Here is a 25,343-nt window from a genome sequence, read left to right as displayed (position 1 = left end):
AGGAATGAGACTCGCGTCTCACCGGGTGTCCAGGCGCCCGCACTTGAGGGAGACTAGGCTCGCACCGCTGAGGATCTCCCCAACTTGGCCACCGCACGCCGCTCCCAGCGGTAGATCCGCCCTACCCTCTGCTGCGCCACCAGATGGATTTGCGCGACCCTCATCGGCACTGCCTCCGGACGCGGGTCGAGCGCCTCTATGACGGGTTGCGCGGGACGGTCAGCGTTGCTGTAGGCGACGGAGACATGCGGGGTCCAGGCCAGCTCGTCCGCGAGCTGGTGCACGCTGACGGTCCCGGCGACGGCTTCCCGGATCGCCTGCCGGATGGGATGCAGCCCATCCGGCGGACGAACGCCGAGCATCACAGCCTCGCTGTGCATCCACACCTTGCCGAGCTGGACCTCGACCGGCGGGATGGCCGCGAGGCGGGCCGCCGCCCGGGCGACCATCGCGGCGGCTTCATCAGCGGGGATCTCGTCGTCGAAACCCACGATCTGAGTGGTCATGTGCAGCCACTCAGCCGGGATGATGTCCAGGCCGTCCAAGCCCGTGAGCCTGCCCTGGAGACGGTGGACGAGATCGCGCACCTCTGGCTGGTCATCGGGCAGGATGTGCCAGACGAGCAGCCGGCGGCCGGGACGAACCCCCGGCCGCCACCACCAGTGGTCGGACATGCGGTCGGGCATCGGGCTCACGTGGCCTCCGGTGCACCCATAGGCATCGGCGAGGTGGTACCGGTCGACGTCCCCGGCAAGGAGGTTGATCAGGGCGAACAGCTCGGCGGAAACACCGAGCAGGAGCCGAGCCAAGGTGGGGCGCCCGCCGGAGTTCCCTGCCCGCCGGCCACATACGCGCGTACGGTGGGCAGTGGGTCTCGGAACTACGACGAGGGTAGCCATGGCTGGACCGGTTGACGACGGCGCGCGGCGTATCGGTGAGAACGTACGAGCGGCACGGCTCTTCCGCGGCCTGCCCCTTGAAGCGCTCGCCGGTCTGGTCGGCCGCTCCAAGGGATGGCTGTCCAAAGTCGAGAACGGCAAGACCCGCCTCGAACGACGCGGCGACATACGCGCGCTCGCCGAGGCGCTGGAGGTGTCCGCCGCCGACCTCCTAGGCGAACCCACCCCCGCGATCCGGCCTCGCGACCGCGCGCACGGCGACATCGTGCACCTGCGCGAGGTGTTTCTCGACTCCTCCCTCGACAACCCCCTCGACGTCCCCACCCGCCCCGTCGGCGCGCTCGCCGAACTAGTGGCTGGCGACATCCAGGTCAAGCGCCGCGAGGCCGACTACGCGGCGCTCGCGTCGTGCCTGCCGTCGGTGCTGGCCGAACTCCATGTCCACGCGGCCAGCGGCGACGAAGGCGAGCAGGTCACCGCGCTGCGGTCCCTGGTCGACGCGTGTACGGCGGCGACGTTCGTCCTTCGGCACCTGGGGCAGATCGACCTGGCTTGGATCGCAGCCGACCGTGCCAAGGGCGCAGCACGCCACCTGGACGACCCGGTGATGGCGGGCGCTGCGGCGTTCTCGCAGGCCCACTCCCGTTCGTCGGCCGCGCTGTCGCGTGCGCTCCGGGAGGCCGAGCACGCCGCCGCCTCCATGGAGGCGCACCGGGACGGCGACCCGTTCGCGCACGAGGTGTACGGGATGCTGCAACTCTCAGCCGCGCTCGCACGCCAGATCCAGGGCGACCACAAGGGCGCCGGTGAACGCGTGGCCGAAGCCGCGCAGGTCGCTGACCGGCTCGGCGAGCGCGCTGGGGCGTGGCAGAGTTTCGGACCCGCGAACGTAGGTGTGTGGAAGGCGATGCTCGCCGTGGAGGCCGAGGAGCCAGAGGCGGCGCTGGCCGCTGCCAGGTCCGTCGACGCCCGCGCGCTGCCCTCCCGCGGACGCAAGGCAGCGCTGTCGATCGAGACCGGCCGAGCGTTGGCGATGCTCGGGGACGACGCCGGCGCGGTCCGCGCGATCCGGCAGGCCGAGAAGCTGTCGGCCGCCCGAGTGCACCGCAACCCGCTGGTGCGGGAGCTGGTCGCCGATCTGTACGACCACGCCACCGGCCGTGATCTGCGCGGTCTGGCGTGGAGGATGAACTTGGTCTGACGGCGGGTTTCCGTTCAGAAACAACAGCGGGTGTGTCCGATCTTACGGTCTGTGGCCTACAACACAGAGCGGCCCGGGCCGGTGCGCGAACACCGCAGTTCCCGGGCCTGACCGGAAACGAGGTCCGGCTGATGGCCAACCTACCTTGCCCGACACCCGCCACCCAGATGAGCGCGGCGACGCAGCAGACCCTTACGCAACTGCGGTCGGAGTACGCCGCCTGGACCATCGGCTACACGCCCGGCGACACCCACCCCTGGCACGCGACCCGCGACGACGCCACCGCCATGGTGCGGGCCGCGACACCGGCCGCGCTCCGCGGCCGGATCCGCACCGCCGACTGGCGTGAGGACGCCGACCGGTGAGCCGCGACCACGACACCGCCGCCGGGCAGCACGAGCGGCTGCGCGCCGACCACCCGGACTGGGTCATCCAGCACATGCCCGCAGCGAACCTGCCTTGGGAGGCCCGTCGCAAGCCGTTCCGGATGCCGCCCACGGGCGGGTACGGCTGGATCCACGCAGACACCGCCGACCGGCTCGCGGAACTGATCGGCGGCGCTCTGCAGGTCGAGGCGCAGCTCGCCGTCGAGACCGCCGCCCGCGCCCGCCTCGACGCGCTCAGAGTTCGGCTCCTGGCCGTCGGGTTCGGAGCGGAACTTGCAGCGGGTGAGCTGACCGTCATCGCACCGGTCAGCGACGGGCCCCGCCTCTCCGACGTGGTCACGTGCCGGCCGCGGCTGGAGGACGACGGGCGGCTGTGGTTCTTCGACCACCGGGGCGAGCCGATCGCCGAGGCCGACAACGTCACCGACGCTGTGGTGCACCTCGGCGGGACGCTCCGGAGGGTCGGACCGTGACCTGCTACGAACGCCTCGACGATCTGCGGGAGCGGATCCGCCGCCAGGCCCCCGATGTCGCGGTGTTCCTCACACCCGGCGAGCAGATCCTGCATGTGCGTCGCCGCGCCGAGCCCGGCGCGCACATCCGGTGGGACCACGGCGCCGCCGCCTACCTGTGGGTGGACGGCCCGGACGCAGGCGCCCAGGTAGGCGCCGACGCCGCCCGCGCGGCCGAGCGGCTCACCCGCACCCTGACCCCGCGGCTCCGGACCAGCTTGCGCGCGTCTGGAGCCGCGGTACCAACCGAAGAAGCGCGCCGGAGGTGCACGTGACCGCTACCCTCGATCCACCCCGGGCATCACCCTTGACTTCTCGGCTTTGGCCCTAGAGGAGGTGGGCGTTGGGTTCGCGGGCGCGGCCGGCCAGCTCGGGGAGTTCCAGGAGTTCCACGCCCGCCGCCTCGAGGCGCTCCGCGCCGGCGCCCTCGGCGAACAGCTGCGGTTCGCGCCAGGCGAAGACGACGCGGCGGGCGCCGGAGGCGACGATCAGCTCGGCGCACGGGCGGGGACGGGACGCGCGGTGCCCGCACGGCTCCAGCGAGCTGTAGACGGTCGCGCCGGTCGCCTTCCCGTGCGCCTTGGCCAGCGCGGACTCCTCGGCGTGGTCGTGCGGGTCGTGCTCGCGGGAGAAGCCGCGCGCGATCTCCCGTCCGTCCGGGCCGACGATGACCGCGCCGACGGAGAAGGCGGTGGCGGACGGCGGGCACAGCTTCGCCAGGTCGCAGGCCAGCCCCAGCCAGCCGAGGTCATCCACGCGCCGCTCCGATCAGGTAGCGCAGGAGGACGAGGTCGCCGATGCGGGTGACCTCCGCCAGGCGCATCGGACGGTCCGGCGACTGCGGGAACACCCCCGACCGGACGAACCGCGGCGCCGACGGGTCGCCGATGAAGAACGGCGCCACGACGAGCTGCAACTCGTCCACCAGGCCGGACGTCAGGAACAGCGTGTGCACGCCGCCGCCCCCCTCGACCATCAGCCGCCGGACGCCCCGGGCCGCGAGATCGCCCAGCACGGTCGTCAGCGCGAGCGGGTCCCCGGCGTCGATCACGTCGGCCAGGCCGTCCAGGCGGGGCGCGAGGCCGGCGGCCGTGCCGGACGGGGCGTACACCAGCTTCGGCGCCTCGCCCGTGGTGAAGAACCGGGCGCCGGGGTCGAGGTCTCCGCCCCAGGTCAGCGTCACCTTGGTCAGGTCGGCGGGCAGCCCGCGGGCGGCGCGCCGCTCGCGGCGGGCGGCGGAGCGGATCAGCAGCTTCGGGTCGTCGGCCCGCACGGTCCCGGCGCCGACGAGGATCGCGTCGCAGCCGGCGCGCACCTCGTCGACCCGGTCGAAGTCAGCCGGGCTGGACAGCCGCAGCCGCTCCGGGCTCGCGTCGTCGATGTAGCCGTCGGCGGACATCGCGCAACTCAGCAGCACATAGGGACGATCACTGGGACGATCACTCACGCGGCAACCCTACGGGAGCCGCGCCGATGCGGTATTCGAAGATCCTTTGGGGTGGCTCGGCGTTTCTGCGCCGGATGTGTCGGAGGGGGTGCCTATGGTTGCTGCGACATGCGAATCCTGCACACCTCCGACTGGCATCTCGGCAGATCGTTCCACCGCGAGGACCTGCTGGCCGCGCAGGCCGCGTTCGTCGACCACCTGGTCGAGACCGTCACGGCGGAGCGGGTCGAGTGCGTGCTGATCTCCGGCGACGTCTACGATCGCGCGCTGCCCGCCGTCGACGCCGTGAAGCTGTGCAACGAGGCGCTGGAGCGGCTCGCCGAACGAGCGCGCGTGGTGCTCATCGCCGGCAACCACGACTCGGCGCGCAGGCTCGGGTTCGGGTCGGCGCTGATGGACGCCGCCGGCGTGCACGTCCGCACCGACTTCGCGACCGTGGGGGAGCCCGTCATCGTCGGGGACGCCGCGATCTACGGCATCCCCTACCTGGAGCCCGAACTCGTCCGGCACCCCTGGAGCCTGGACGAGCGCACCCATGCCGCCGCGCTGGCCGAGGCCATGCGCCGCGTCCGCGACGACGCCGCGGGCCGCGCGGAGCGCTCGGTCGTGCTGGCGCACGCGTTCGTCACCGGCGGCGAGTCGAGCGAGAGCGAACGCGACATCTCGGTCGGCGGGTCGTCGCAGGTGTCGGCGTCGGTGTTCGAGGGCGTCGACTACGCGGCGCTCGGCCACCTGCACGGCGCCTGGCGCATCACCGACCGCGTCCGGTACTCGGGTTCGCCGCTCGCGTACTCCTTCTCGGAGGAGAAGCACGTCAAGGGCTCGTGGCTGATCGACCTCACCGGCGAAGCCGTAGCGGGCGAGTTCGTGCAGGCGCCCGTCCCGCGCCGCCTGGCGCGGGTGCGCGGACGCATCGACGATCTGCTGACCGACGCCGCCTACGACGAGTTCGAGGACCGCTGGCTCCAGGTCACGCTGACCGACGCGCGCCGCCCGTCCGCCGCGATGGAACGGCTGCGCCGCCGCTTCCCGCACACGCTCGTCCTCGGCTTCGACCCCGAGGGCGGCGCGGCGGACGGCGTCCGCACCTGGTCCGAACGCGTCCGCGAGCGCTCCGCCCTCGACGTCGCGGGAGACTTCGTCGCCGAGGTGACCGACGCCCCCGCCACCGAAGCCGAACGCGCCCTCCTCCACGACGCCTTCGAGGCCTGCCGCCGGAAGGAGGCCCTGACGTGACCCGCGGCGCCGACGGCCGGGCCGGGCGCTCGCCCTCCGGGCCGGTGTCCGGGCGAGGGCATGATCCGCGGGGCGGCGGGGGAGCGGGGGGCACGTGAGGCTGCATCGGCTTGAGGTCGCGGCGTTCGGGCCCTTCTCCGGGTCGGAGGTCATCGACTTCGATGCCCTGTCCGACGCCGGGCTGTTCCTCATCCACGGCCGGACGGGCGCGGGCAAGACCTCCATCCTGGACGCGGTGTGCTTCGCCCTGTACGGGCAGGTGCCGGGCGTCCGCAACAACGTGAAGGGCCTGAGGAGCGACCACGCGCCGCCCGGCGCCGGGCCGCGCGTCGTGCTGGAGACGACGATCCGGGGCCGCCGGCTGCGGATCACCCGGTCGCCCGCGTGGGAGCGGCCGAAGCTGCGCGGGTCCGGGACGACGACCGAGCACGCCAAGGTCGTCCTGGAGGAGTTCGAGCACGGCGGGTGGACCGGCCTCACCACGCGGCTGGACGAGGCGGGCGACCTCGTGTCCCGCATGCTCGGGATGAACGCCGTGCAGTTCTGCCAGGTGGCGCTGCTGCCGCAGGGGGAGTTCGCCGGGTTCCTGCGCGCCGGCGCGGACGAGCGCCGCAAGGTCCTGGAGCGGCTGTTCGCGACCGAGGTGTTCACGCAGGTCGAGAAGTGGCTGGCCGACCGGCGCGCCGCGACCGGCCGGGAGGCCGCCGAGCTCGGCGCCGCCGCGGCCTCGGTCGCCGAGCGGATCGCCGAGACGACGGGCGCTGCGCCGCCCCGTTCGTCCATGCCGCCGCGCGCCGGGGAGGGGTTGGCCGTCCCGCAGCCGCGCCGCGGCGAGCCGGCGGCGGAGCCGTTCGCCGAGGTCGCGGCGCTGCCCGCGTGGGCGACCGAGCTGGCGGCCGGGCAGCAGGACGTCCGCGCCGCCGTCGAGGAACTGGGCGCGGGCGTCACGGCGGCGCTGCGCGCGGCCCGCGCGGCCCTCGACGACGCGAAGGCGCTCGCCGCCCGGCAGCGGAGCCACGCGGAGGCCGTCGCCCGCCGCGACGTCCTGGCCGGACGGGCGGAGGAGAAGTCCCGGACGGCGTCGCGGCTCGACGCCGCGGCCCGCGCCGACCGGGTCGTGCCCCTGGTGAAGGACGTGCGCGAACGGCACGGCCGGGCGGTGCAGGCGCGCCGCTGGGCCGAGGAGACCCGCGCGAGGGTCACCGCGCTGCTGCCGCCGAAGGCGTCCGAGGACGTCCTCGCCAAGGCCGAGCGCGACCGCCGCGACGAGGCCGCGGCGCTGGAGGGTATGCGCGGCACGGCCGCGCGGCTCCGCGACGTCGAGCGGCAGCGGGAGGAGCTGGCCGGCGAGCTGCGCCGCCTGGAGCCGCACGACGCGCGGACCGCCGCGGCACTGGACGAACTCCCCGGGATCGTGGCCGCCCACCGCACCGAACTGGACGAGGCCAAGGCCGCGGCCGCGGGACGCCGGGGAGCCGAGGCCGCCGTCGAGGACGTCCGGCGCAGGCTGGCCGCCGCGCACCGCCGCGACCAGGTCGAAGACCTGCTCGCCCGTGCCGAGCAGGCGCAGCGCGACGCGGTCGACACCGCGCAGGAGGCCCGCGACCGCGCCCAGGAACTCCGGCAGGCCCGCCTGGACGGGATGGCCGCCGTCCTCGCCGGGGAACTGGAGGACGGCGAGCCCTGCCGGGTCTGCGGTTCCACGGAGCATCCCGCGCCCGTCGCCTCGCTCGCCGCCGTCCCGTCCGAGGACGAGATCGAACGCGCCCAGGCCGCCTACGAACGGGCACAGGAACGGCGCGAGAGGCAGACCGGCGAGGTGGAGTCGCGGCGGTCCGAGCGCGACCAGCTCCTGGAGACGGCCGGCGACGTGCCCGCCGCCGCCCTCGCGGCGGAACTCGCCGAGGCCGAGGAGGCGTTCAAGGCCGCCGCGGCGCGGGCGGCGGAGGCCGAACGGCTGGAGGCCGCCCTCCGCCGGCACGAGCAGGAACTCGACCGGGCCCGGGACGAGCGCGACAGGGTGACGCGCCGGCTCACCGAGAGCCGCATCCGGGCGGAGGAGCTGGCCGCCGAGCGGGCCCGCCTGGCCTCCGACCTGGACCGGGCGCGCGGCGACGACCCGACCCTGGAGGCGCGCATCGCCCGCCTGACCGGGGAGGCGGGCGCGCTGGGCGAGGCCGCCGAGGCGCTCCGCGCGTCCGGCCGCGCCGAGGAGGAGCTGTCCGCCGCCCGCGCGAAGGCCGCGCAGGAGGCGGCGGAGCAGGGTTTCGGGACTCTCGACGAGGTCCTCGAAGCGGCGATGCCCGACGAGGACCAGGGCGTCCTGCGCGACAGGATCCGCCACCTGGACGACGAGGAGGCCCAGGTCCGCGGCCTGCTCAAGGACCCGGCGCTCATCGAGGCCGCCGCCGCGCCACCCCCCGACCTGCCCGCCCTCGAGACGGCGCTGCGGGCGGCGGAGGCGGCGCACACCGAGGCGGCCGGCGCCGCGGACCGCGCCCGGTACCGCTGCGACCGCCTCGCCGAGTTGCGCGGGGAACTCCTCGCGGCCGTCCGCGCGTGGCTTCCGGCGGCCGAGCGCCACGAGGTCGCCGAGCGGCTCGCCGGTCTGACCTCGGGCAAGCACGCCGCGAACCGGCACGCCGTGTCGCTGTCGGCGTACGTTCTGGGGGCCCGCCTCATGCAGGTCGTCGCCGCCGCGAACGAGCGACTGTCCCGCATGTCCGGGGGCCGCTACGCCCTCGTCCATACGACCGCCAAGTCGGCCGGCGACCGCACGAAGGGCGCCGGCGGCCTCGGCCTGCGCGTCGCCGACGCCTGGACGGGCCAGGAGCGCGACCCGGTCACGCTCTCGGGCGGCGAATCGTTCATCACGTCGCTGTCCCTGGCGCTCGGCCTCGCCGACGTCGTCACCGCCGAGGCCGGCGGCACCGAGATCGGCACGCTGTTCGTCGACGAGGGTTTCGGCACCCTCGACGAGGAGACGCTCGACGAGGTCATGGACGTCCTCGACGGTCTGCGCGACGGCGGCCGGGCGGTCGGCATCGTCAGCCACGTCGCGGAGCTGCGCGCCCGCATCCCCGCCCAGCTCCGCGTCGCCAAGGACCGGGCCGGCTCCACCGCTGAGATCATCGTCTGACCGGGCCGGCTCGCCGGCCGGGCGTCACGAGATGTACTGCAGGATCACGTTGTGGACGTGGTGGCTCTTGTCGCTGCCGCGGAACTCGATCTCGTAGGTGTGCGTGCCGACGTTGATCGCGATGGACCCGGTGGAGAAGTAGGACCCGGCCCACGACTTGTTGCTGACCACGCTCACCGAGGTGATCTTGGCGTAGGGGACGCTGGTGATCGCGTACTTCTTGCCGGCGAAGCTCTTGTCCTGGATGATCACCCGCCGGTCGGTGAGGCCGACGAACCCGGTGCCCGTCCCGACCGCGTCGTAGACGGCGATGATCTGCTCGCCGGGGATCAGCCCGCTCTCGATCTGCTTGAGCTGGCTCGACCTGTCGTGCTGGATCTCGTCGCCCATGGGTCCTCCCGTGTTGGGTACGCCGGTTCGACGGACGCCCGGCCCGTCCCGTTCCGCACGGAAGTGTCGCAGCCGCCGGGCCGAGTCTCCAGAGCGTCGCGGCGTCCCCCGGCCGGGACCGCCCGGCCGTCGTCACCGTCAGAGGTAGAGGCCGGTGCCGTGCTCGGGGCGTTCGCTGGCGATGGCGTGCAGGTCGCGTTCGCGCATGACCAGGTAGTTCTCGCCCTGGATCTCGACCTCGTACTGGTCGCCGGGGTGGAACAGCACGCGGTCGCCGGGCTTGACGATGCGGACGTGGTGGCCGACCCCGCAGACCTCGCCCCACACGAGGCGGTTCCCCTCCTCCACGGTCGCGGGGATGACGATCCCGCCGGTGCTGCGGCGCTCGCCGCTGTCCTTCTCGACCTTGATCATGACGCGGTCGTGGAGCATCTGGACTTCGAACTTGGGCTCGGGCACGCGGGCGAGTTTATCCGTCCGCGCAAGTCAGGGCGGACCACGAGCCGGCGATGATCTCCGGGAGGGCGGAGCGCTCGGGCCGCCAGCCGAGGTCGGCGCGGATCGCGGCGGCGTCGCAGAGCAGCACCGGGGCCTCGGGCCGGGCCGGGCGGCGCCGGACGGGCACCGGGCGGCCGGTCGCCTCCTCCACGGCGGCGACGACCTCGTGGACGGCGGCGCCGCTGCCGCTGCCGACGTTGTAGACGCGGTCCTCGCCGGGGCGGGCGGCCTCCAGCGCCAGGACGTAGGCGGCGGCGAGGTCGTCCACGTGCAGGTACTCGCGGACGGCCAGCCCGTCGCCGTTGACGTCCAGGTGCGCGGCGCGCCCGGCGGCCACGGCGAGGGCCTTCGGGATCAGCCGGGTCTCGTCCGGGTCGACCCGCCCGTCCACCGAGCCGGCGACGTTGAACGTGCGCAGGACGACCGCGCCGGCCGCGCCCGTGCGGGCGTGGTAGCGGACGGCCTGCTCGGCGGCCAGTTTCGACGCCCCGTACGGGCTGGACGGCGCCGTCCCCTCGCTCTCCGGGATCGGCTGCCGCTCCGGCGTTCCGTACACGGCCGCGGTGGACCCGAACACCAGACGTTCCGTCTCCACGGCCTCCAGCAGGTTCACCGTGCCCTGGACGTTCGCGGTGAAGTACCGCAGCGGCCGGTCGAACGACTCGCGGACGCGGGTGAGCGCGGCGAGGTGGCACACCCCGTCGTACGGTCCGCGCGGCAGCCCGTCCGGGGCGAGCAGGTCGCCGCGGACCGGGCGGACGCCGTCCGGCAGCCGGCCGTCGCGCCGCACCAGCCCGTCGACGTCGTGCCCGGCCGCGGCGAGCCGCCGCCCGACCGCGTACCCGATGTATCCCGCCGCCCCCGTCACCAGCACCCGCATGGAATCCAGCCTCCAGCCGCGGGCGGCGTCCGGCAACGCCGGTTCACGGCAGGGAGTCGAGCCTCGCGTAGACACCGGGGTAGCCGGGCCTGCCGCAGCCGTAGCCCCAGGAGACCAGCCCGACGACGCGGCCGCGCGCGATCAGCGGGCCGCCGCTGTCGAACTGGCAGGAGTCCGCGGCGGCGGACCCGGCGCACACCATGTCGGACGGGTCGAACGAGTCACCGTAGGCGCGCTCGCACGCCGCGTTCCCGGGAAGGGGCGCGCGGGCCGCCCGCAGACGCGTGTTGAACAGGTCGTTCTCCGACGTGAAGCCCCAGCCGGCGATCCATCCCGTCCGGGCCGGACCGGGCGTGCCGAGCGCGGCCGTGCGGCGATTCACGGGCCGGGCCAGCGTGAGCACGGCGAGATCGTGGTGGCCGACCGTCTCGTCCTTGAACGACGTCTCCCGGTACTCCGGGTGGATCCGCACGGACTTCACCGCGACCGTCTCGCCGCCCGTGCCGGTCAGGTCGTCCCGGCCGAAGGTGGCCGTGAGGAGGCCCGGCACCGAGCGGAACAGCGTGACGCAGTGCGCCGCGGTGAGGACCCGGTCCGGCTCGATCAGCGCGCCGCCGCAGAACTGGCCGGACGGCCGGACGAAGAAGACCGGCGACCCGACCGCGGCCAGCCACGGATACGTCGCGGTGGACGCCGGCGCGCCGCCCAGGACGGCGGAGGCGGGCACGGCCGTCAGCGGGAGCGCGAGGGCGGCGCCGAGCACCGCCGTCAGGAGGGACCTGGGGGACAGGGAGGTCACCTCGGCAATGTACGGGTATCGAGTGCGGGGTGCACGGTGTTCCGGACGGCCGGTGCCGGCGCCTTCTCCTCGTAGCGGGGGAACAGCACGAGCGCGATCAGCGCCAGCACGAAGCCGCCCGCCCGCAGCAGGAACGGTCCCGCGTCGCGCGGCCAGTCCTCGCCGAACATGACGGAGCTGGCGAGGAGCAGGTACGTCCGGCCGATGACGGTGAGCACCACCGCGACGATCGCGACCCGGCAGCGCTGCAGCGCGACCTGGAGCTGCCCGAGCGCGACCGCGGCGAGGCCGATCGTCAGGTACGGGTAGGCCGACTGCATCACGGCCTGGAGGCTGCCCGTCTCCTGGTACACGATCGCGATGCCGCGGATGCCGGCCTCGGCCAGCCCGGCGCACGCCCCGGCGCCGATCCCGTAGGCGACGCCGGCGAGCTTGCGGGCGTGCCGTCCGCTCGCGCGGCGGTCGCCGACCAGCCACACCAGCGCCGCGACGATCATCGCGGGGGCGGTGACGGCGATCATCATCCAGGGCCGGGCGAGCGTGCCGACCAGCGTGGCGTCGGCGTGCAGGTCGCCGTCCTCGGTCGCGGAGAGCCCGATCAGCATCGTCGCGAGGACGAACAGCGCGACGCTCGTCCACTCCCGGACGCTGAGCCGCTCGTCCAGGAACAGCGCCGCGTACGCGACCAGGAGCACCAGCGCCACCGCGAAGATCGGCTGCGCGACCGCGAGCGGCATCGCGGAGAACGCGACGACCTCGTAGCCGAGGCCGAGGAACAGCAGCAGCCCGCCGCCGAGCCACACCGGGTCGGTGAGCATGAGCCGGGCGACGCGGAACGGGCGGCTGCCGCGCAGCGGCTCCATCCGGCGCGCGGACACCCGGAAGACGAGGAACGCGATGTAGTAGACGGTCGTCGCGATCAGAGCGAGGGCGGCATAACCCAGGTCGGAACCCATCGGGAGGAACCTCTCGGTGGACGGGGGACAGGGCATGTCGTTCGGCGCGCCATCGAATCGACCTGTCCTCCCAGACTGCCCTGTCGAACCCGCTGGTGCAAGTGATCGCTTACTGGAGGGTCAGTCGTATCTCCGCCCGGTGGTCGACGACAGGCGCGTCACCAGCCCGCGCGGGACGAGCCGCGCGGCGCCGGCGAGCGCCTTGTACTGCGCGCCCGGGATGCTGACCTCCACGCCGCGGCGCAGGTCGCGCAGCGCGGCGTCCACGACGTCGTCCTTGTCGAGCCACATGAACTCCGGCAGGCCCGACATGTCCATCTGGGCGCGCTCGTGGAACTCGGTGCGCACGAAGCCGGGGCACAGCGCCATCACCCGGACGCCGCCGCGCGAGCGCTGCCTCAGGTCGGCCGCGATGCCCCGGCTGAAGCTCACCACCCACGCCTTGGACGCCCCATAGGTGCCGCGCGTCGCGAACGCCGCCATCGAGGAAACGTTGACCACCGCGCCCCGGCCGCGCTCCAGCATCCCCGGCACCGCGGCGTGCGTGAGCCGCAGGACGGCCTCGCAGTGCACCCTCAGCATGGTCACCTCGTCCGACACGGGGACGTCCAGGAACACGCCCCTGTTGCCGAACCCGGCGTTGTTGACCAGCAGGTCGACGTCCCGGCGGGCGCGTTCCTCGGCCGCCCCCAGCCCCTCCTCGGCGGACAGGTCGGCGGGCAGGGCCTCGGCGCGGACGGCGTACTTCTCGCGCAGCTCCGCGGCGGTGCGTTCGAGGCGCTCGGCGTCGCGGGCCAGCAGGACGAGGTCGAACCCGTCGGAGGCGAGGCGGCGGGCGAACGCGGCGCCGATGCCCGCGGTCGCGCCGGTGATGAAGGCGGTCGGCATGGTACCGAGCCTAGGCCGCGCGCGGCCTAGAAGGCGCGCCGGGCGGTGAAGTGGCGCGGGTCGGGGCGCCGTGTCGCGCGGCGGTAGGCCAACGTGAACCCCGGCCAGTTGTTGACGACCGTGCCGTCGGCGGTCATGTACCAGCTCTGGCAGCCCGCCTCCCACACGGTCGTGCGCATCCGCTCGCGCATCTCGCGGGTGAACGCGTCCTGCACGTCCGGCCGGACGTCGATCCAGGCGAGGCCCGCCCCGCGCAGCGCCTCCACGCAGCCGAGGATGTAGCGGGACTGCGACTCCAGCATGTAGATGATCGAGTTGTGCCCGAGGTTGGTGTACGGGCCGTACAGCAGGAACAGGTTCGGGAAGCCGCTGACGGTGATGCCGAGGTGCGCCTGCGCGCCGTCGCGCCACGCCTCGTTCAGCTCCCGGCCGCCCCGTCCGGCGATCTTCATGGGGGAGAGGAATTCGGTGGTCCGGAACCCGGTCCCGTACACGATGACGTCCACGTCGTACGCGCGGCCCGCGGTCGCCACCCCGGACGGGGTGATCCGCTCGATCGGGTCGGTGACGAGGTCGACGTTCGGCCGGGCGAGCGCCGGATAGTAGTCGTTGGAGATCAGGATCCGCTTGCAGCCCATCGGGTAGCCGGGGACGAGCGCGTCCCGCAGGACGGGGTCGTCGACGCCGTCGTGCAGCGCGTTCTTGAACCGCTTCTCCAGCATCGCCATCAGCCTCGGGTACTTGATGAACCCCAGCGCCCGCGCCTCGTACGCCGCGTACGTGTAGGCGCGGTTCAGCTCCCACAGCCCAGGCACGTTCTTCATGACGGCCTGCTGCCACGCCCGGTACACCCGGTCGGGCTTGTCGATCACGTAGGGCGCGGACCGCTGGAACAGCCGCACCTCCGCCGCCTCCTTCGCGATCTCCGGGACGAACTGGACCGCGCTCGCGCCCGTCCCGATCACCGCGACCCGCTTGCCGCGCAGGTCGGCGCCGTGGTCCCAGCGGGCGGAGTGGAAGCTCGTCCCGGCGAACGAGTCGCGTCCCTCGATCTCGGGCAGGACGGGCCGGTTCAGCTGCCCGCACGCCGAGACCAGCACCCGCGCCTCGAGGTCGCCGCCGCTCGTGGAGATCCGCCAGAGGGCGGCGTCCTCGTCGAACCGCGCCTCGGTGACCTCGGTGCCGAACCGCACCTTCTCCAGCACCCGGTACTTGCGGGCGCAGTGCCACAGGTAGTCGAGGATCTCGGCCTGCGGCGGGAACCGGCGCGACCAGTCGGTCTTGCGCTCGAACGAGAACGAGTACAGGGGGGACGGGACGTCGCACGCCGCCCCCGGATAGGTGTTGTCCCGCCAGGTGCCGCCGAGCCCCTCGGCCCGCTCCAGGATCACCACGTCGTGGACGCCGGCCTTCCGGAGGCCGATGGCCATCCCGATCCCGCCGAAACCGCTTCCGATGATCACCACGCTGTGCGTCATGGCCGTCCCGAACCTTGTTCTACCGCGGTATCCCGAGCCTAGGTGACCATGAGGTCACTGGCCAGGGAGGCGCGGGTAATCCTTTCGGGCCCGCCGGCGGCGGCTCGGCCGCCGATCGCCCGGAACACCGGGAAGTGCCGGCGGCTTCTGGAAAGATCACCTCATGTCCGACGACCTGGGGGCGCATCTGGACGCGCTCAACGCGCCACGGCCGCCGCGCATGTGGCGCCACCGCACGCTGGAACTCCTCGCCGACCCCGCCGCGCGCGACGAGGTGCTGCGCAGGGTGCGCTGGTACGCGACGAAGGAGCCGGTCCTCGTCGGCGGCCGGCCGTTCTCCGACCCCTCGCTGCGCGCCGAGCAGGGCGCCCGCGGACGGGTGTGGGCCGCGGCGCTCGCGGGCGACCCCGGCGTGATCCCCTTCTGGACGTCATCGTGCGCCGGGCCGCCGGGGTGACCCGCGAGTTCGAGCCGTCGGCGAAGCTGGCGGGCGGCGCGGTCAACGCGCTCGGCGAGTTCGCCGGCCCGCACGCGCTGCTCGTGTTCAGCGAGGGGACGCGGGAGGTCGATCTGGCGCCCCGCGCCCCCTCGGTCGCGGGCGAGGAGCCGTTCGGCGAGCTGTCCGCGAGCGCCGAGATCCGCGGGGACGCGCTGCGCCGCGTCCTGTCCGGCACCAGGATCGCCGGCCGCTGCTCGGTCGACGGGCGGTTCCTCGTCGTCCGGGGCGAGCTGCGCACCTACAAGATCCACCTGGGTTCGGCGGGCGTGCTGCTGGAGCCCGGCGACGCCCGGCTGCGCGTCGAGCCGTCCCGCAGGCCGGGGCAGCGGGGGCTCTTCCTCCCGTTCGAGGACGAGCTGCTCACCCGGATCCTCGGCACGGCGTTCCTGCTCGCCGCCGATCACAAGATCACCGACGAGTCGACCCTCAGGCAGATCAGGGGAGGCGCCTGATGGATCTCGCCGCGCGGCTGCTGCGCGCCATGACCGACCCGGCGCCGGAGGACGAGGAGGAGTCCCGCACCTGGTATCCCGAGCTGTGGCGGATCTCCGACCTGCAGCTCGGCGACCTCCTGCCGGTCGCCTACGGACTGGGCCGTAAGGAGGTTCCCGTATCGACGTCCGTCCGGTTCATGGTGGAAACCGAAATCAGGGAGCGCCAGCCGCGCTTCACGCCGCAAGCGTGCGAGCGGATGTTCGCGGCGCTCGTCGACGGGCTGCGGGCGCGCAAATGGGCGGACCTCGAACTCGGCGCGGCGACGCTGGTCCGGTGCCAGGATCAGTGGCCGGACCTTTCCCGCCAGGCCCGCACCCTGGTCGAGTACCTCCTCGCCCACGATCGCGACGAATGCTCCTTCGCGCTCCTCGCGATCGGCGGGCTCGCGGGTGAGGACGTCCTGCGCGTCAGCGCGAAGCGTCTCCGCCGCCGCACGGCCGGCGAGATCGCGCTGGCCGAGCTCGACGTCGTCCTCCGGCTGGCCCCCGAGGAGCGGGTGCTGCTGACCGAGCTGCGCCGTGACCGCACGTATGTGTGCCCGCCGCCCCGCCCGGACGCGTGGGAGCGCGTCGCCGCCGTCCCCGCCTACGCCCGGTTCGCCCGGCGGGCCCTGGAGACCGCGGCCGTCCGCGCACGCGCGATCCAGGACGGGGAGATCCCGTACCGGGCGGACAAGGCGTTCACCTCCGACGAGGTCGGGGCCCTCGGCCGCGCCGCGCGGCTCGTGCTGCTCCAGGACGAGCCGTGGCTCCCCGCCTTCTTCGACCGCCTCCTTCCCGGCATCGCGATCGCGCCCACCGAGGCGAAGACGCTGCCGTCGCAGGCGCTGCTGTACGAGATCGTCCGGGCCGCGCTGGACTTCCCGACGCCCGAGCTGGTCACCGCGATCCGGGCGGTCCGCCGGAACGTCCGGCACGCGGGCGCGACCAAGCAGCTCGACCGGATGCTCAAGAAGGCCGACGCGGCGCTCGCCGAGCGCACCGAGGTCGCCCTCCGCATTCCCGACCCCGGCGTCCTGCGCAGGGAGGTCGGCGGTTACACGGCCGTCGTCGCCGTCACCGACAAGACCGAGCTGTCCTTCGAGAAGGACGGCAAGGCGCTGAAAGGCGTCCCCGCGCCCGTCCGCCGCGACCACAAGGACGAACTCAAGGAGCTCCGCGACCTCGCCAAGCGCATCGGCGCGCAGATCGTCACGCTCGCGCGCGCCCTGGAGGGCGGTTTCACCGTCGACGCGCCCCACCCCTTCGGCCGCTGGCGGGACACGCTCGTCCACCACTCGATCGCGGGGCCGACCGTCCGCGCTCTCATCTGGGAGATCGGGGTCGCCCCCGGCGAGTGGCGGGCCGTCCTGCCCGCGACCGGCGAGCTCCCGGACGTTCCGGACGACGCGCCGGTCAGGCTGTGGCACCCGATGCGGTCGGAGCCGGACGAGGTGCGGGCCTGGCGCGACCTGCTCATCGACCGGCGGATCCGGCAGCCGTTCAAGCAGGCGTTCCGCGAGATCTACCTGCTCACCCCGGCCGAGGAGGAGACCGGGACGTACTCCAACCGGTTCGCCGCGCACCTCGTCCACTACCGGCGGATGTTCGCGCTCTTCCGGGCGCGCGGCTGGACGAGCGCCCTGCTCGGCCCGTGGGACGGCGGCGGCGAGGACGAGGCCGAGCGGATCCTCGCGGCGGGGGAGTGGCGGGTCCGGTTCTCGCACGTCCTGGCCGACTGGGCGGACGGCCAGGAGATCGCCGGCACGAACCGGGTCTGCTTCGACCGCCGCGTCGACGGCGCCTGGCGGACCGCGCCGCTCGCCGGCGTCCCGCCGCTGGTGTTCAGCGAGGCGATGCGCGACGTCGACCTCTTCGTCGGCGTCACCTCCATCGCCGCCGACCCGATGTGGGAGGACGGCGAGGGCCGCGACTACTGGGTCCGCGAGTGGTCCGCCGATCTGACCGAGTCCTCGCGGACCCGCAGGGACGCCCTGGAGCGGATCCTGCCCCGCACGAAGATCGCCGACTGCTGCTCGCTCGACGGGCGCCACCTCGTGGTCCGGGGGGAGCTGCGCACCTACAAGATCCATCTGGGGTCGGCCAACATCGCGATGGAGCCGGACGACGCGTACCTGTGCATCGTCCCCGAACGCCGCGCCCTCGGCGCCAAGGTGTTCCTGCCGTTCGAGGACGAGCGGCTCGCCCTCATCCTCAGCAAGGCGTTCCTGCTGGCCGCCGATCACAGGATCACCGACGAGTCGATCCTCACCCAGATCAAGCGAGGTGCCTGATGCCCGCCGTGACCTTCCGGGACGAGACCGCGACCGGCAGGCCCGTCGCCGAGGTCCAGATCGCCGTGCTGCCGGAGCGGATGACCGTCCGGGAGCTGGTCCGGCTCCGGGTCCGGGAGGAGGTCGCCCGGCACAACGCGCGGCCGGCCGAACGGTTCAACGGCCTGGTCCGCCCGGACGGCGCCGAGGCGGAGCTGAACTGCTACCGGCTGCGCGAGCCGCGCCGGCTGGACTGGGAGCGGCAGGCCGAGATCGCCGAGCGCGCGTTCCTCGGCAACGGGTTCTTCGTGCTGGCCGGTGACCGCCAGGTCGAGGACCTCGACGAGGAGATCGACCTCGCCGCCTGCCCCGACCTGGTGTTCATCAAGCTCGTCCCGCTCGTCGGCGGCTAGCCGTACCGCCCTGAGAGGTGGGCGACGCGGCTGGCGGGGCGGCTACCCGATCAGGCCGTGCTCGCGGGCCCGGATGCCCGCCTGGAACCGGGTGTCGGCCTCCAGCAGCGTGAGGATCTCCGCGACGCGGCGCCGGTAGGTGCGCAGCGACATGCCGAGCCGCCGCGCCGCCGCCTCGTCCTTCAGCCCACCGCCGAGCAGCCGCAGGATGCGCCGGCTCTCCTCGCTCAGCGCGGGCGGCCGGCCGCGGCGGTGGTCGGCCAGCTCGACCGCCGTGTCCCAGGTCGCGCGGTACAGCGAGACGAGGCCCCGCACCACGCCCGGCGACCGGACGACGGTGTACTCGCGCACGCCGCCCTCCGCCGGGCCCGCCAGGATCGCGACCCGCCGGTCCACGATGATCGTCTCGTGCGGGAGCGGCGCGGGGCAGATCCGCACCCGCGCCCCGGCCGCGGCGATCTCCACGAGCCGCCGCTCGGACTCCTCGTCGGCGAGCGCCGCCGGGGTGTACAGCTTGCGGACGGACGGTGCGGGCCGGACGCGGCGCCGCTCGGCGACGATCCGCTCCCGGAGCCCGGGCAGCGCCCACGTGTTCATGTCGGCCGCGGCGCAGGCGAACTCCTCGCACGCGAAGAACAGCCGCCCGGCGCGCTCGACCAGCTCCGCCTCACCGCGCAGCACGACGTTCCGGTCCAGATCCACGCTCATCGGTAGCGAGTCTGCCACGAGAAAGATGGCAGCAAGATGCCAGCGGTTCGTGCCGGGCCGGGCGGCGCAGCACTGTGGACGCCATGACGACACACGACACCTTCGATCTCGGCGGCGACCTGCGCGTGACCAGGATGGGCTTCGGCGCGATGCGGCTGCCCGGCAGCCGCCGGGGCGGCCCGGCGGGCGACCGCGGCACCGGGCTGAAGATCCTGCGCAGGGCCGTCGAGCTGGGCGTGGACCACATCGACACCGCCGCGTTCTACTACCACCAGGACGGGCCGGCCGCGAACGAGATGATCCGCGCGGCGCTGAGCCCCTACCCGCCCGGCCTGGTCATCGCCACGAAGGTCGGGCCGTACCGGGGGCCGGACGACCCGTTCCCGTCCGGGCAGCTCCCCGCGTCCGGGCTGCGCGCCGAGGTGGAAAGGAACCTGCGCGAGCTCGGACGCGACCGTCTCGATCTCGTCTACCTGCGCCCAGGCGGGCTGGAGGCGCCGGGCGGCGAGACGATCGGGGAGCGGTTCGAGGTCCTCGCCGCCCTCCGCGACGAGGGCCTCATCCGGCATCTCGGGCTGAGCCACGTCAGCGCGGCGCAGCTCGCCGAGGCGCGGAAGATCGCGCCGGTGGTCGCCGTCCAGAACCGGTTCGACGTCACCCTGCCCCGGGACGCCGGACTCCTGGAGACCTGCGAACGCGACCACATCGCCTACGCGCCGTACTTCCCGCTCGGCGGCTTCGGCATCCCCGACGACGCCCGCGTCAAAGCGATCGCCGCGCGGCACGGCGCCACCGTCCCGCAGGTGCTCCTCGCGGGCCTGCTGGCCCTCTCACCCGTGATGCTGGCGATCCCCGGCACCGGCTCCCCGGGCCATCTGGAGGAGAACACGGCCGCCGCCCGCCTGGCCCTCACCGGCGAAGATCTCTCCGTGTTGCGCGGCTAGGCGCCGTCCCCGCCCGCACCCGTCTACCCTGGACAGGTTTTTCACGATCAGGGGGAGACGATGTCGACGACGCGGCTGCTGGTGCTCGGCGGGGTGCGGCGGTTCGGGCGGGCGCACGGTTACGAGGTGCGCCGAGAGCTGATGTCGTGGGGTTCGGACGAGTGGGCCCACGTGAACCCGGGCTCGATCTACCACGCGCTGAAGCAGCTCGCCAAGGAGGGCCTGCTGCGCGCCCACGAGGTCGAGGAGAGCGAGGCCGGGCCGCCGCACACCGACTACGAGATCACCGAGGCGGGCCGGGAGGAGTTCCTGCGGCTGCTGCGCTTCGCCATCTCCACCGTCGACATCCGGCACCCGGAGATGCTCACGGCGGGGCTCGGGTTCCTCACCGAGCTGCCGCGCGCCGAGGCGATCACGCTGCTGCGCGAACGGCTGGACGGGCTGGCGGGATGGCGCGCCTCCGTCAGCCCCCACCTCGACGAGCAGGACCCGTCCGACCACCTGCGCGAGCTGCTCGGCTACTGGGTGCACTCCGCAGAGTCGGCCACGACGTGGACGCGCGGGCTGATCGGGCGGCTGGAGGCCGGCGCCTACGTCATGGCGGGCGAGGCGCCGCCACCGGACGGGACGCCGGGGTGACCCGTCAGGTGTCGACGAACGTCTGCGGGACGATCACCCGCAGCGCGTTGCCGTGCAGCCTGATCGACACCGGGGTGCGGCCGCGGATCTCGCCGTCCACGTCGACCCGCATCGGCGGGTCGGTCTCGATCTCGACCTGGGCGGTGGTGAGGAAGGCGTCCTCCTCCAGCGACCGCCACTGGCCGGTGAGGACGTGCCGCGCCGTCGCCGAGGCCAGCCGCAGCCGGCGCTCGTCGCCGAGCCGGTAGACGGCGAGCAGCCGGTCGTCGGGGCTGGCGTCGCGGGCGATGCGCTGCCCGCTGTGGTGCGCGCCGTTGGCGATGTTCAGCTGGTGCGTCACCAGCTCGTGCGTCTCGCCGTCGATCGTGACGCGGGCCGTGAACGGCTTGTGCCGGGGCAGCAGCCCCGCCGCCGTCAGCGCGTACGCGGGACGTCCCACGAACCGCTTGAGCGCGTGCGGGACCTTCCCGGCGACATGGACCGACAGCCCGAGGCTGACCATGTTCGCGAAGATGTGCTCGCGGTCGCCGCCGGGCCCGTCGCCCTGCGGGTCGCCGGTCGACTCGAACCAGCCGACGTCCACGTCCGCGACCTTCCCGGAGCCGGGCGCGCCGACCGCCACGGTGCGGATCGCGCCGGGCAGGTCGAGCGGAAGCTCCAGGCTGCGGGCGAAGTTGTTGGTGGTGCCGAGCGGCAGCACGCCGAGCGCGATGTCGCGGTGCGCCAGATGCCCGACCGCCTCGGCGACCGTGCCGTCCCCGCCGCCGACGACCACGAGGTCGGGCTCCAGGGCGAGGACGTCGGCGAACAGCTCGCGCAGCCGGGTGGGGTCGGTCACCGGGAACACGTGCAGGAACTGCAGGCCGGACTCGCGCAGCAGCCGGCGGGCCGTGCCGTAGAGCCGGCGGCCCCGCCGCGACCGGGAGTTGATCACCAGCACCGCGCGCCCGCCGTCCGCGATGGCCGACTCAAGCTCCGCCTTGGTCCGCATCTCGACGCTCCGCATCTCGACCGGTCGCCCTCCCTCGTCCACGGCGCCTCGCGAGGCGCAGGGACCGGAACTCCCGGCCCGACATTTTATAAACCGAATACCCGGCGTTGAAACCTGGCGCCGAGCGGGGATCCTGACAGGTGACGCACTTCTGAACGACCCGGGGCGAAAATCATGCGGCTGCGCGACGTGGCGGGGAGCGGCGCGGCCGTGGTCGGCGAGTGCCGGCCCCGCCGCCGGGTGCTCGACCTCGCCGTCCGTTCCCCCGTCCTGGAGGAGGTCGCGCATGTCCGCCTCCTACTGCCCTCCGGGTGGTCACGGGAGTCCGCCCGTACCTGGCCGGTGCTCTGGCTCCTGCACGGCGCCGGGGCCTGCCGGGACGGGGACCGGCACACCGCCTGGAGCGACCACACCGACATCGAGGAGCTGACCGAGGACGCCGGTGTGATCGTCGTCATGCCGGACGGCGGCCCGTGCGGCAATTACACCGACTGGTGGAATCGCGGCGGCGGCGGAGCGCCGAAGTGGGAGACGTTCCATCTCGCCGAACTCCGGCAGATCCTGGAACGCGGATACCGCGCCGGACCGGACCGCGCCATCGCCGGCAACGCGATGGGCGGCCTCGGCGCGCTGGCGTACGCGGCCAGGCACCGCGGCCTCTTCCGCGCGGCGGCCTCGTTCAGCGGGCCGGTGCACACCCTGTACCGCGACCCGTCCGGGCTCGACGTCCCCGACCTCGTCGAACTGGGCGTCGCGATCGGCGCCCCGTCACTCGACTGGACGGACGTGTGGGGCGACCCCGAGGAGCAGCGCGTCGTGTGGCGCCAGCACAACCCCTACGACCTGGCCGGCCGGCTCGCCGGGGTCCGGCTGCACGTCAGCGCCGGCGACGGAAGGCAGGGCCCGCATGACGCGGTTCCCGGGACGGACGTCCTGGAGAGCCTCGCCTGCACCGTCTCCCGGGAGTTCGCCGGCAAGCTCGGGAAACTCGGCATCCCGGTGACGACGCACTTCTATCCGGGTACCCACACCTGGCCCTACTGGCGGCGCGAGCTGCGCGCGACGCTGCCCGTCCTGCTGGCCGAGATCAGCTGATCCGGGGCCAGGGGCGAGGGGTGGCCGAACCTCGGCCCTCAGTGATCGCAGGGCGCGTTGCCCGCGTGGTCGTGGGGCTCGCCGGCCTCGGCCACATGGCGGGGGCCGTGCGCGTCCTCGCAGTGGACGTGCGCGCCGCCGGCCGGCTCGTCGACGTGGTCGACCTCCAGCGTCGTGTGCGTGATCCCGTACGCCTCGCGCAGCAGCTCCTGGAGATCGCGGCGGACGGCGTGGCAGTCGCCCTGCGTGTCGACGAGAACGTGCGCCGACAGCGCCGGGTAGCCGGAGCTCACCTCCCATACGTGCAGGTCGTGGACCTCCTCCACGCAGGGGCGCCGGGCCAGCCGGCCGCCGAGCTCGGACGGGTCGATGCCCGCCGGCGCCGCCTCCATGAGCACCCGGCCCGCGTCCCGCAGCAGCCCGTACCCCGCCTTGAGCATCAGCGCGGCCACCACCAGCGAGGCGACCGCGTCGGCGCGGGACAGGCCGGTGGTCCAGACGACGAGGCCCGCGACCGCCGTCGCGACGAACGCGAACAGGTCGTTCAGGATGTGCTGGAACGCGCCCTCGACGTTCAGGCTGCGCCGGTCGGCCCGGCTGATCAGGTAGGTCGCCGCGACGTTGACGGCGATGCCGGCGAGGGCCGTCCAGAACACGAACTGGCCCTCGACGGTCGGCGGTTCGATCAGCCGCCGGACGCCCTCGTAGACGAAGAAGGCCGCGAGCAGGAGCAGCGTCACCCCGTTCAGCTGCGCGGACAGGATCTCGGCGCGGCGCAGGCCGAAGGTGTACCCGCCTTTCGGCGGGCGCGCGGCGATGCGCATGGCGACCAGCGCCAGCGCGATCGCGAACGCGTCGGTCATCATGTGGGCGGCGTCGGAGATCAGCGCCAGCGACCCGGAGACCAGGCCGATGACGACCTCCCCGGCCATGAAGGCGAGGATCAGCGCCAGCGCGCCGGCGAGCAGCCGCCGGTCGGCCCCCGCCGTGATCCCGTGCCCATGCCCATGCCCATGCCCGTGGCCGTGCTGGTCCGGGGCGTCCCCGGTCATGTGCCTTCCTCCCCGTGGCCGACGTGGGTGAGGGCGAGATCGAGCAGCATCCGCACGTGCGAGTCGTCCAGCCGGTAGTAGGCCATCCGGCCGTCCCGCCGGGACCGGACGACGCGGTTGGCGCGCAGCAGGCGCAGCGAGTGCGAGACCGCCGACTCCGAGTGCCCGCAGGACGCCGCGATGTCGCACACGCACATCTCTCCCCCTTCGAGCAGCGCGGTGATGACCCGCAGCCGCCCGGGGTCGGACAGCAGCCCGAACACCTGCGCCAGGTCAGCGATCGTCTCCGCGCCCGGCAGCGCGGCGGAGACGAGGGCGACCTTCTCGGGATCGACCACCCGGACGGCGCACGCCTCGGCGGGCGCGCCGGCGGATACGACGTCTGACTGGCTGCTCATATGAGCAAATGTATCGCACCGCCGGGTCAGGAGACCTGCGGGGCCGGGTCCTCCGACGGGGGCAGCGAGACCGGGCTCTGCCCTTCCGGCGGTTCCATCCCGCCGGTGCCCGTACCCGGGTCGCCGGTCGTCACTCCCGATGATCCGGGGGAGGTTCCGGGCCCCGGGGACTCCGCTCCCGGAGACCCCTGGCCGGTGCCGGGCACTTCCGGGCCCGGCGACTCCGGGCCGGGCGATCCCGTACCGGGTGACTCCAGGCCGGGCGACTCGGTCCCGGGTGACTCCAGGCCGGAGTCGGACGGCGCCGGCGAGTCGCTCGTGGGGACCTCGGTCTCCGTGGGCGGCAGCGCGGTCGGCGGCCCGTCGGACTCGCCCTCGGTCGCGCGGGGCCGCTCGAACCCCATCGTCGCCCCCGGATCGACGAGGACGAAGGTGACGATCGTCCCCTTCCGGGAATCTCGCGGCCGGATCCTGGTCACATTCCGCTTCTCGAATCCCGGCCAGGATCGGCCAGTGTAGGTCGCGTTCCCGGTAGAGATCTTTTTCTCCGGCCGGGTCAGCGGATTACCACAATTGCACTTCACCACGGGCACACCGTAACCATTGACGAGAACGCCCATTCCGGCCTGCAGGACGGCGGGCGCGCTCGTCGCCCTCCCGTCGTGGTAGCCGTGGTTGGTCACCAGCGTGTCGGTGCGCAGCAGCACCGGCGTCAGCCGCGACACATAGCGCGGGACGTCGCTCACCGGGATGCCCTGGACGGCCGCCCACGCCCGCGCCTTGGCCGGGTTGGCCTGCAGGAACGCGATGAGCTTCTGCTGGTCGCAGGTCGACGCCCGGCGCGTCCCGCCGTACAGTCCGGGGGAGTCGCCGTCCTTCGTCCCGCCCGCCCGCGGCCGCTCCTTGACGTCCATCTTGTCGGTGCCCGCCACCAGCGTGTACGGGTCGGGGCCCGGCGACCCCACGGTCAGCCGGGTGATGGTCGCGCCGGCGTCCCCGCAGCCGGCCAGCGCGCCCGCCGTCAGCGCCAGGACCGCGACCGCCCCCGCGGCCGCCCGGTTCCGGGCAATTGGCGAATGGATCTCAAGCATGCGTCTACTCCCGCTCCGGGCTCACCGAACCTATACTCTTTGATGCCGGGCGAAGCGG

Annotated in this window: 28 protein-coding genes; 13 read left to right on the top strand and 15 right to left on the bottom strand. The window is 73.6% G+C overall.

Annotated features, from left to right (window positions below; genetic code table 11):
• Positions 1-53: 53 nt before the first annotated feature.
• A complete protein-coding gene (locus tag SM418_RS03800) occupies positions 54-809 on the bottom strand; it encodes a 2'-5' RNA ligase family protein (protein WP_371939096.1) in 756 nt (251 codons plus the stop codon).
• 88 nt (positions 810-897) lie between these two features.
• Here SM418_RS03800 and SM418_RS03795 point away from each other — a divergent pair, with 88 nt between their 5' ends.
• The 4 genes from SM418_RS03795 to SM418_RS03780 all read left to right on the top strand — a co-directional run bounded on the left by SM418_RS03795 (position 898) and on the right by SM418_RS03780 (position 3,273).
• The gene (locus tag SM418_RS03795) at positions 898-2,100 is read left to right on the top strand and encodes a helix-turn-helix domain-containing protein (RefSeq protein ID WP_371939095.1); all 1,203 of its coding nucleotides are present in this window, start codon (positions 898-900) and stop codon (positions 2,098-2,100) included.
• A gap of 131 nt (positions 2,101-2,231) precedes the next feature.
• Entirely contained in the window at positions 2,232-2,465 is a 234-nt protein-coding gene (locus SM418_RS03790; protein ID WP_371939094.1) for a hypothetical protein, read from the top strand.
• Entirely contained in the window at positions 2,462-2,959 is a 498-nt protein-coding gene (locus SM418_RS03785) for a hypothetical protein (RefSeq protein ID WP_371939093.1), read from the top strand. Before SM418_RS03790 ends, SM418_RS03785 begins: the two co-directional genes overlap by 4 nt.
• A complete protein-coding gene (locus tag SM418_RS03780; RefSeq protein WP_371939092.1) occupies positions 2,956-3,273 on the top strand; it encodes a hypothetical protein in 318 nt (105 codons plus the stop codon). The genes SM418_RS03785 and SM418_RS03780 overlap by 4 nt, the downstream gene beginning before the upstream one ends.
• Positions 3,274-3,325: 52 nt before the next feature.
• Here the strand turns inward: SM418_RS03780 and SM418_RS03775 are convergent, their stop codons facing one another.
• Both SM418_RS03775 and SM418_RS03770 read right to left on the bottom strand, forming a co-directional pair.
• Complete coding sequence (locus SM418_RS03775) at positions 3,326-3,754, bottom strand: cytidine/deoxycytidylate deaminase family protein (RefSeq protein ID WP_371939091.1); 429 nt, start codon at positions 3,752-3,754, stop codon at positions 3,326-3,328.
• The gene (locus SM418_RS03770; protein WP_371939652.1) at positions 3,747-4,397 is read right to left on the bottom strand and encodes a RibD family protein; all 651 of its coding nucleotides are present in this window, start codon (positions 4,395-4,397) and stop codon (positions 3,747-3,749) included. The genes SM418_RS03775 and SM418_RS03770 overlap by 8 nt, the downstream gene beginning before the upstream one ends.
• 156 nt (positions 4,398-4,553) lie before the next feature.
• Between SM418_RS03770 and SM418_RS03765 the strand changes: the two genes are divergently transcribed.
• Entirely contained in the window at positions 4,554-5,681 is a 1,128-nt protein-coding gene (locus SM418_RS03765; protein ID WP_371939090.1) for an exonuclease SbcCD subunit D, read from the top strand.
• Between the two features lie 94 nt (positions 5,682-5,775).
• The gene (locus SM418_RS03760) at positions 5,776-8,820 is read left to right on the top strand and encodes an AAA family ATPase (protein ID WP_371939089.1); all 3,045 of its coding nucleotides are present in this window, start codon (positions 5,776-5,778) and stop codon (positions 8,818-8,820) included.
• 24 nt (positions 8,821-8,844) lie between these two features.
• On the opposite strand, the gene SM418_RS03755 is transcribed toward SM418_RS03760, so the two are convergent.
• The 7 genes from SM418_RS03755 to SM418_RS03725 all read right to left on the bottom strand — a co-directional run bounded on the left by SM418_RS03755 (position 8,845) and on the right by SM418_RS03725 (position 14,709).
• Positions 8,845-9,210, bottom strand: coding sequence for a PH domain-containing protein (locus tag SM418_RS03755; RefSeq protein WP_371939088.1), 366 nt, complete (start codon positions 9,208-9,210; stop codon positions 8,845-8,847).
• A 138-nt stretch (positions 9,211-9,348) separates the two neighbouring features.
• Positions 9,349-9,669 carry a GroES family chaperonin gene (locus tag SM418_RS03750; RefSeq protein ID WP_371939087.1) on the bottom strand — a complete coding sequence of 107 codons (321 nt, stop codon included), beginning with the start codon at positions 9,667-9,669 and terminating at the stop codon, positions 9,349-9,351.
• 10 nt (positions 9,670-9,679) lie between these two features.
• On the bottom strand, positions 9,680-10,588 hold the full coding sequence (locus tag SM418_RS03745; protein ID WP_371939086.1) for an NAD-dependent epimerase/dehydratase family protein: 909 nt from the start codon (positions 10,586-10,588) through the stop codon (positions 9,680-9,682).
• Between the two features lie 43 nt (positions 10,589-10,631).
• Positions 10,632-11,387 carry a S1 family peptidase gene (locus SM418_RS03740; protein WP_371939085.1) on the bottom strand — a complete coding sequence of 252 codons (756 nt, stop codon included), beginning with the start codon at positions 11,385-11,387 and terminating at the stop codon, positions 10,632-10,634.
• Positions 11,384-12,343, bottom strand: a complete 960-nt coding sequence (locus SM418_RS03735) for a DMT family transporter (RefSeq protein ID WP_371939084.1) — start codon at positions 12,341-12,343, stop codon at positions 11,384-11,386. Before SM418_RS03735 ends, SM418_RS03740 begins: the two co-directional genes overlap by 4 nt.
• Positions 12,344-12,463: 120 nt before the next feature.
• A complete protein-coding gene (locus SM418_RS03730; protein WP_371939083.1) occupies positions 12,464-13,231 on the bottom strand; it encodes an SDR family NAD(P)-dependent oxidoreductase in 768 nt (255 codons plus the stop codon).
• A 26-nt stretch (positions 13,232-13,257) separates the two neighbouring features.
• A complete protein-coding gene (locus tag SM418_RS03725) occupies positions 13,258-14,709 on the bottom strand; it encodes a flavin-containing monooxygenase (protein WP_371939082.1) in 1,452 nt (483 codons plus the stop codon).
• 163 nt (positions 14,710-14,872) lie between these two features.
• Here SM418_RS03725 and SM418_RS03720 point away from each other — a divergent pair, with 163 nt between their 5' ends.
• The 4 genes from SM418_RS03720 to SM418_RS03705 are packed head-to-tail and all read left to right on the top strand — an operon-like array spanning position 14,873 to position 18,367.
• On the top strand, positions 14,873-15,166 hold the full coding sequence (locus SM418_RS03720) for a hypothetical protein (RefSeq protein WP_371939081.1): 294 nt from the start codon (positions 14,873-14,875) through the stop codon (positions 15,164-15,166).
• Entirely contained in the window at positions 15,145-15,660 is a 516-nt protein-coding gene (locus SM418_RS03715) for a DUF7737 domain-containing protein (RefSeq protein ID WP_371939080.1), read from the top strand. The genes SM418_RS03720 and SM418_RS03715 overlap by 22 nt, the downstream gene beginning before the upstream one ends.
• The gene (locus SM418_RS03710) at positions 15,660-17,975 is read left to right on the top strand and encodes a DUF4132 domain-containing protein (RefSeq protein ID WP_371939079.1); all 2,316 of its coding nucleotides are present in this window, start codon (positions 15,660-15,662) and stop codon (positions 17,973-17,975) included. Before SM418_RS03715 ends, SM418_RS03710 begins: the two co-directional genes overlap by 1 nt.
• Positions 17,975-18,367: a hypothetical protein gene (locus SM418_RS03705; RefSeq protein WP_371939078.1), complete on the top strand. Its 393-nt coding sequence runs from the start codon at positions 17,975-17,977 to the stop codon at positions 18,365-18,367. The genes SM418_RS03710 and SM418_RS03705 overlap by 1 nt, the downstream gene beginning before the upstream one ends.
• Before the next feature lie 42 nt (positions 18,368-18,409).
• On the opposite strand, the gene SM418_RS03700 is transcribed toward SM418_RS03705, so the two are convergent.
• Positions 18,410-19,075 carry a helix-turn-helix transcriptional regulator gene (locus SM418_RS03700; RefSeq protein WP_371939077.1) on the bottom strand — a complete coding sequence of 222 codons (666 nt, stop codon included), beginning with the start codon at positions 19,073-19,075 and terminating at the stop codon, positions 18,410-18,412.
• A gap of 83 nt (positions 19,076-19,158) precedes the next feature.
• On the opposite strand from SM418_RS03700, the gene SM418_RS03695 reads away from it, so the two are divergent.
• Both SM418_RS03695 and SM418_RS03690 read left to right on the top strand, forming a co-directional pair.
• Positions 19,159-20,019, top strand: a complete 861-nt coding sequence (locus SM418_RS03695) for an aldo/keto reductase (RefSeq protein WP_371939076.1) — start codon at positions 19,159-19,161, stop codon at positions 20,017-20,019.
• Between the two features lie 60 nt (positions 20,020-20,079).
• Positions 20,080-20,658, top strand: a complete 579-nt coding sequence (locus tag SM418_RS03690; RefSeq protein WP_371939075.1) for a PadR family transcriptional regulator — start codon at positions 20,080-20,082, stop codon at positions 20,656-20,658.
• A gap of 4 nt (positions 20,659-20,662) precedes the next feature.
• Here the strand turns inward: SM418_RS03690 and SM418_RS03685 are convergent, their stop codons facing one another.
• A complete protein-coding gene (locus SM418_RS03685; RefSeq protein ID WP_371939074.1) occupies positions 20,663-21,664 on the bottom strand; it encodes a diacylglycerol/lipid kinase family protein in 1,002 nt (333 codons plus the stop codon).
• 159 nt (positions 21,665-21,823) lie between these two features.
• On the opposite strand from SM418_RS03685, the gene SM418_RS03680 reads away from it, so the two are divergent.
• Positions 21,824-22,744: an alpha/beta hydrolase gene (locus SM418_RS03680; protein ID WP_371939073.1), complete on the top strand. Its 921-nt coding sequence runs from the start codon at positions 21,824-21,826 to the stop codon at positions 22,742-22,744.
• A gap of 38 nt (positions 22,745-22,782) precedes the next feature.
• Here SM418_RS03680 and SM418_RS03675 read toward each other — a convergent pair whose 3' ends face one another.
• Genes SM418_RS03675 through SM418_RS03665 form a run of 3 tightly spaced genes read right to left on the bottom strand, consistent with a single transcriptional unit; the run spans position 22,783 to position 25,285 of the window.
• Positions 22,783-23,796: a cation diffusion facilitator family transporter gene (locus SM418_RS03675; protein WP_371939072.1), complete on the bottom strand. Its 1,014-nt coding sequence runs from the start codon at positions 23,794-23,796 to the stop codon at positions 22,783-22,785.
• Positions 23,793-24,194 carry an ArsR/SmtB family transcription factor gene (locus SM418_RS03670; protein ID WP_371939071.1) on the bottom strand — a complete coding sequence of 134 codons (402 nt, stop codon included), beginning with the start codon at positions 24,192-24,194 and terminating at the stop codon, positions 23,793-23,795. Before SM418_RS03670 ends, SM418_RS03675 begins: the two co-directional genes overlap by 4 nt.
• 26 nt (positions 24,195-24,220) lie before the next feature.
• On the bottom strand, positions 24,221-25,285 hold the full coding sequence (locus SM418_RS03665; RefSeq protein WP_371939070.1) for a DUF6777 domain-containing protein: 1,065 nt from the start codon (positions 25,283-25,285) through the stop codon (positions 24,221-24,223).
• Between the last annotated feature and the right edge of the window lie 58 nt (positions 25,286-25,343).

The organism is Actinomadura chokoriensis (assembly GCF_041463665.1).
GTDB classification, from domain to species: Bacteria; Actinomycetota; Actinomycetes; order Streptosporangiales; family Streptosporangiaceae; genus Spirillospora; species Spirillospora chokoriensis_A.
Note: the sequence above shows the minus strand (reverse complement) of the source record. Positions and strands in the feature narration are given on the sequence as shown.

Bases quoted from the DNA above. Each gene is read 5' to 3' on its own strand.
- SM418_RS03795 (WP_371939095.1), top strand. From the start codon at position 898: ATGGCTGGACCGGTTGACGACGGCGCGCGGCGTATCGGTGAGAACGTA.
- SM418_RS03790 (WP_371939094.1), top strand. From the start codon at position 2,232: ATGGCCAACCTACCTTGCCCGACACCCGCCACCCAGATGAGCGCGGCG.
- SM418_RS03770 (WP_371939652.1), bottom strand. From the start codon at position 4,397: ATGTCCGCCGACGGCTACATCGACGACGCGAGCCCGGAGCGGCTGCGG.
- SM418_RS03765 (WP_371939090.1), top strand. From the start codon at position 4,554: ATGCGAATCCTGCACACCTCCGACTGGCATCTCGGCAGATCGTTCCAC.
- SM418_RS03755 (WP_371939088.1), bottom strand. From the start codon at position 9,210: ATGGGCGACGAGATCCAGCACGACAGGTCGAGCCAGCTCAAGCAGATC.
- SM418_RS03745 (WP_371939086.1), bottom strand. From the start codon at position 10,588: ATGCGGGTGCTGGTGACGGGGGCGGCGGGATACATCGGGTACGCGGTC.
- SM418_RS03735 (WP_371939084.1), bottom strand. From the start codon at position 12,343: ATGGGTTCCGACCTGGGTTATGCCGCCCTCGCTCTGATCGCGACGACC.
- SM418_RS03730 (WP_371939083.1), bottom strand. From the start codon at position 13,231: ATGCCGACCGCCTTCATCACCGGCGCGACCGCGGGCATCGGCGCCGCG.
- SM418_RS03725 (WP_371939082.1), bottom strand. From the start codon at position 14,709: ATGACGCACAGCGTGGTGATCATCGGAAGCGGTTTCGGCGGGATCGGG.
- SM418_RS03720 (WP_371939081.1), top strand. From the start codon at position 14,873: ATGTCCGACGACCTGGGGGCGCATCTGGACGCGCTCAACGCGCCACGG.
- SM418_RS03710 (WP_371939079.1), top strand. From the start codon at position 15,660: ATGGATCTCGCCGCGCGGCTGCTGCGCGCCATGACCGACCCGGCGCCG.
- SM418_RS03705 (WP_371939078.1), top strand. From the start codon at position 17,975: ATGCCCGCCGTGACCTTCCGGGACGAGACCGCGACCGGCAGGCCCGTC.
- SM418_RS03700 (WP_371939077.1), bottom strand. From the start codon at position 19,075: ATGAGCGTGGATCTGGACCGGAACGTCGTGCTGCGCGGTGAGGCGGAG.
- SM418_RS03695 (WP_371939076.1), top strand. From the start codon at position 19,159: ATGACGACACACGACACCTTCGATCTCGGCGGCGACCTGCGCGTGACC.
- SM418_RS03690 (WP_371939075.1), top strand. From the start codon at position 20,080: ATGTCGACGACGCGGCTGCTGGTGCTCGGCGGGGTGCGGCGGTTCGGG.
- SM418_RS03685 (WP_371939074.1), bottom strand. From the start codon at position 21,664: ATGCGGAGCGTCGAGATGCGGACCAAGGCGGAGCTTGAGTCGGCCATC.
- SM418_RS03680 (WP_371939073.1), top strand. From the start codon at position 21,824: ATGCGGCTGCGCGACGTGGCGGGGAGCGGCGCGGCCGTGGTCGGCGAG.
- SM418_RS03675 (WP_371939072.1), bottom strand. From the start codon at position 23,796: ATGACCGGGGACGCCCCGGACCAGCACGGCCACGGGCATGGGCATGGG.
- SM418_RS03670 (WP_371939071.1), bottom strand. From the start codon at position 24,194: ATGAGCAGCCAGTCAGACGTCGTATCCGCCGGCGCGCCCGCCGAGGCG.
- SM418_RS03665 (WP_371939070.1), bottom strand. From the start codon at position 25,285: ATGCTTGAGATCCATTCGCCAATTGCCCGGAACCGGGCGGCCGCGGGG.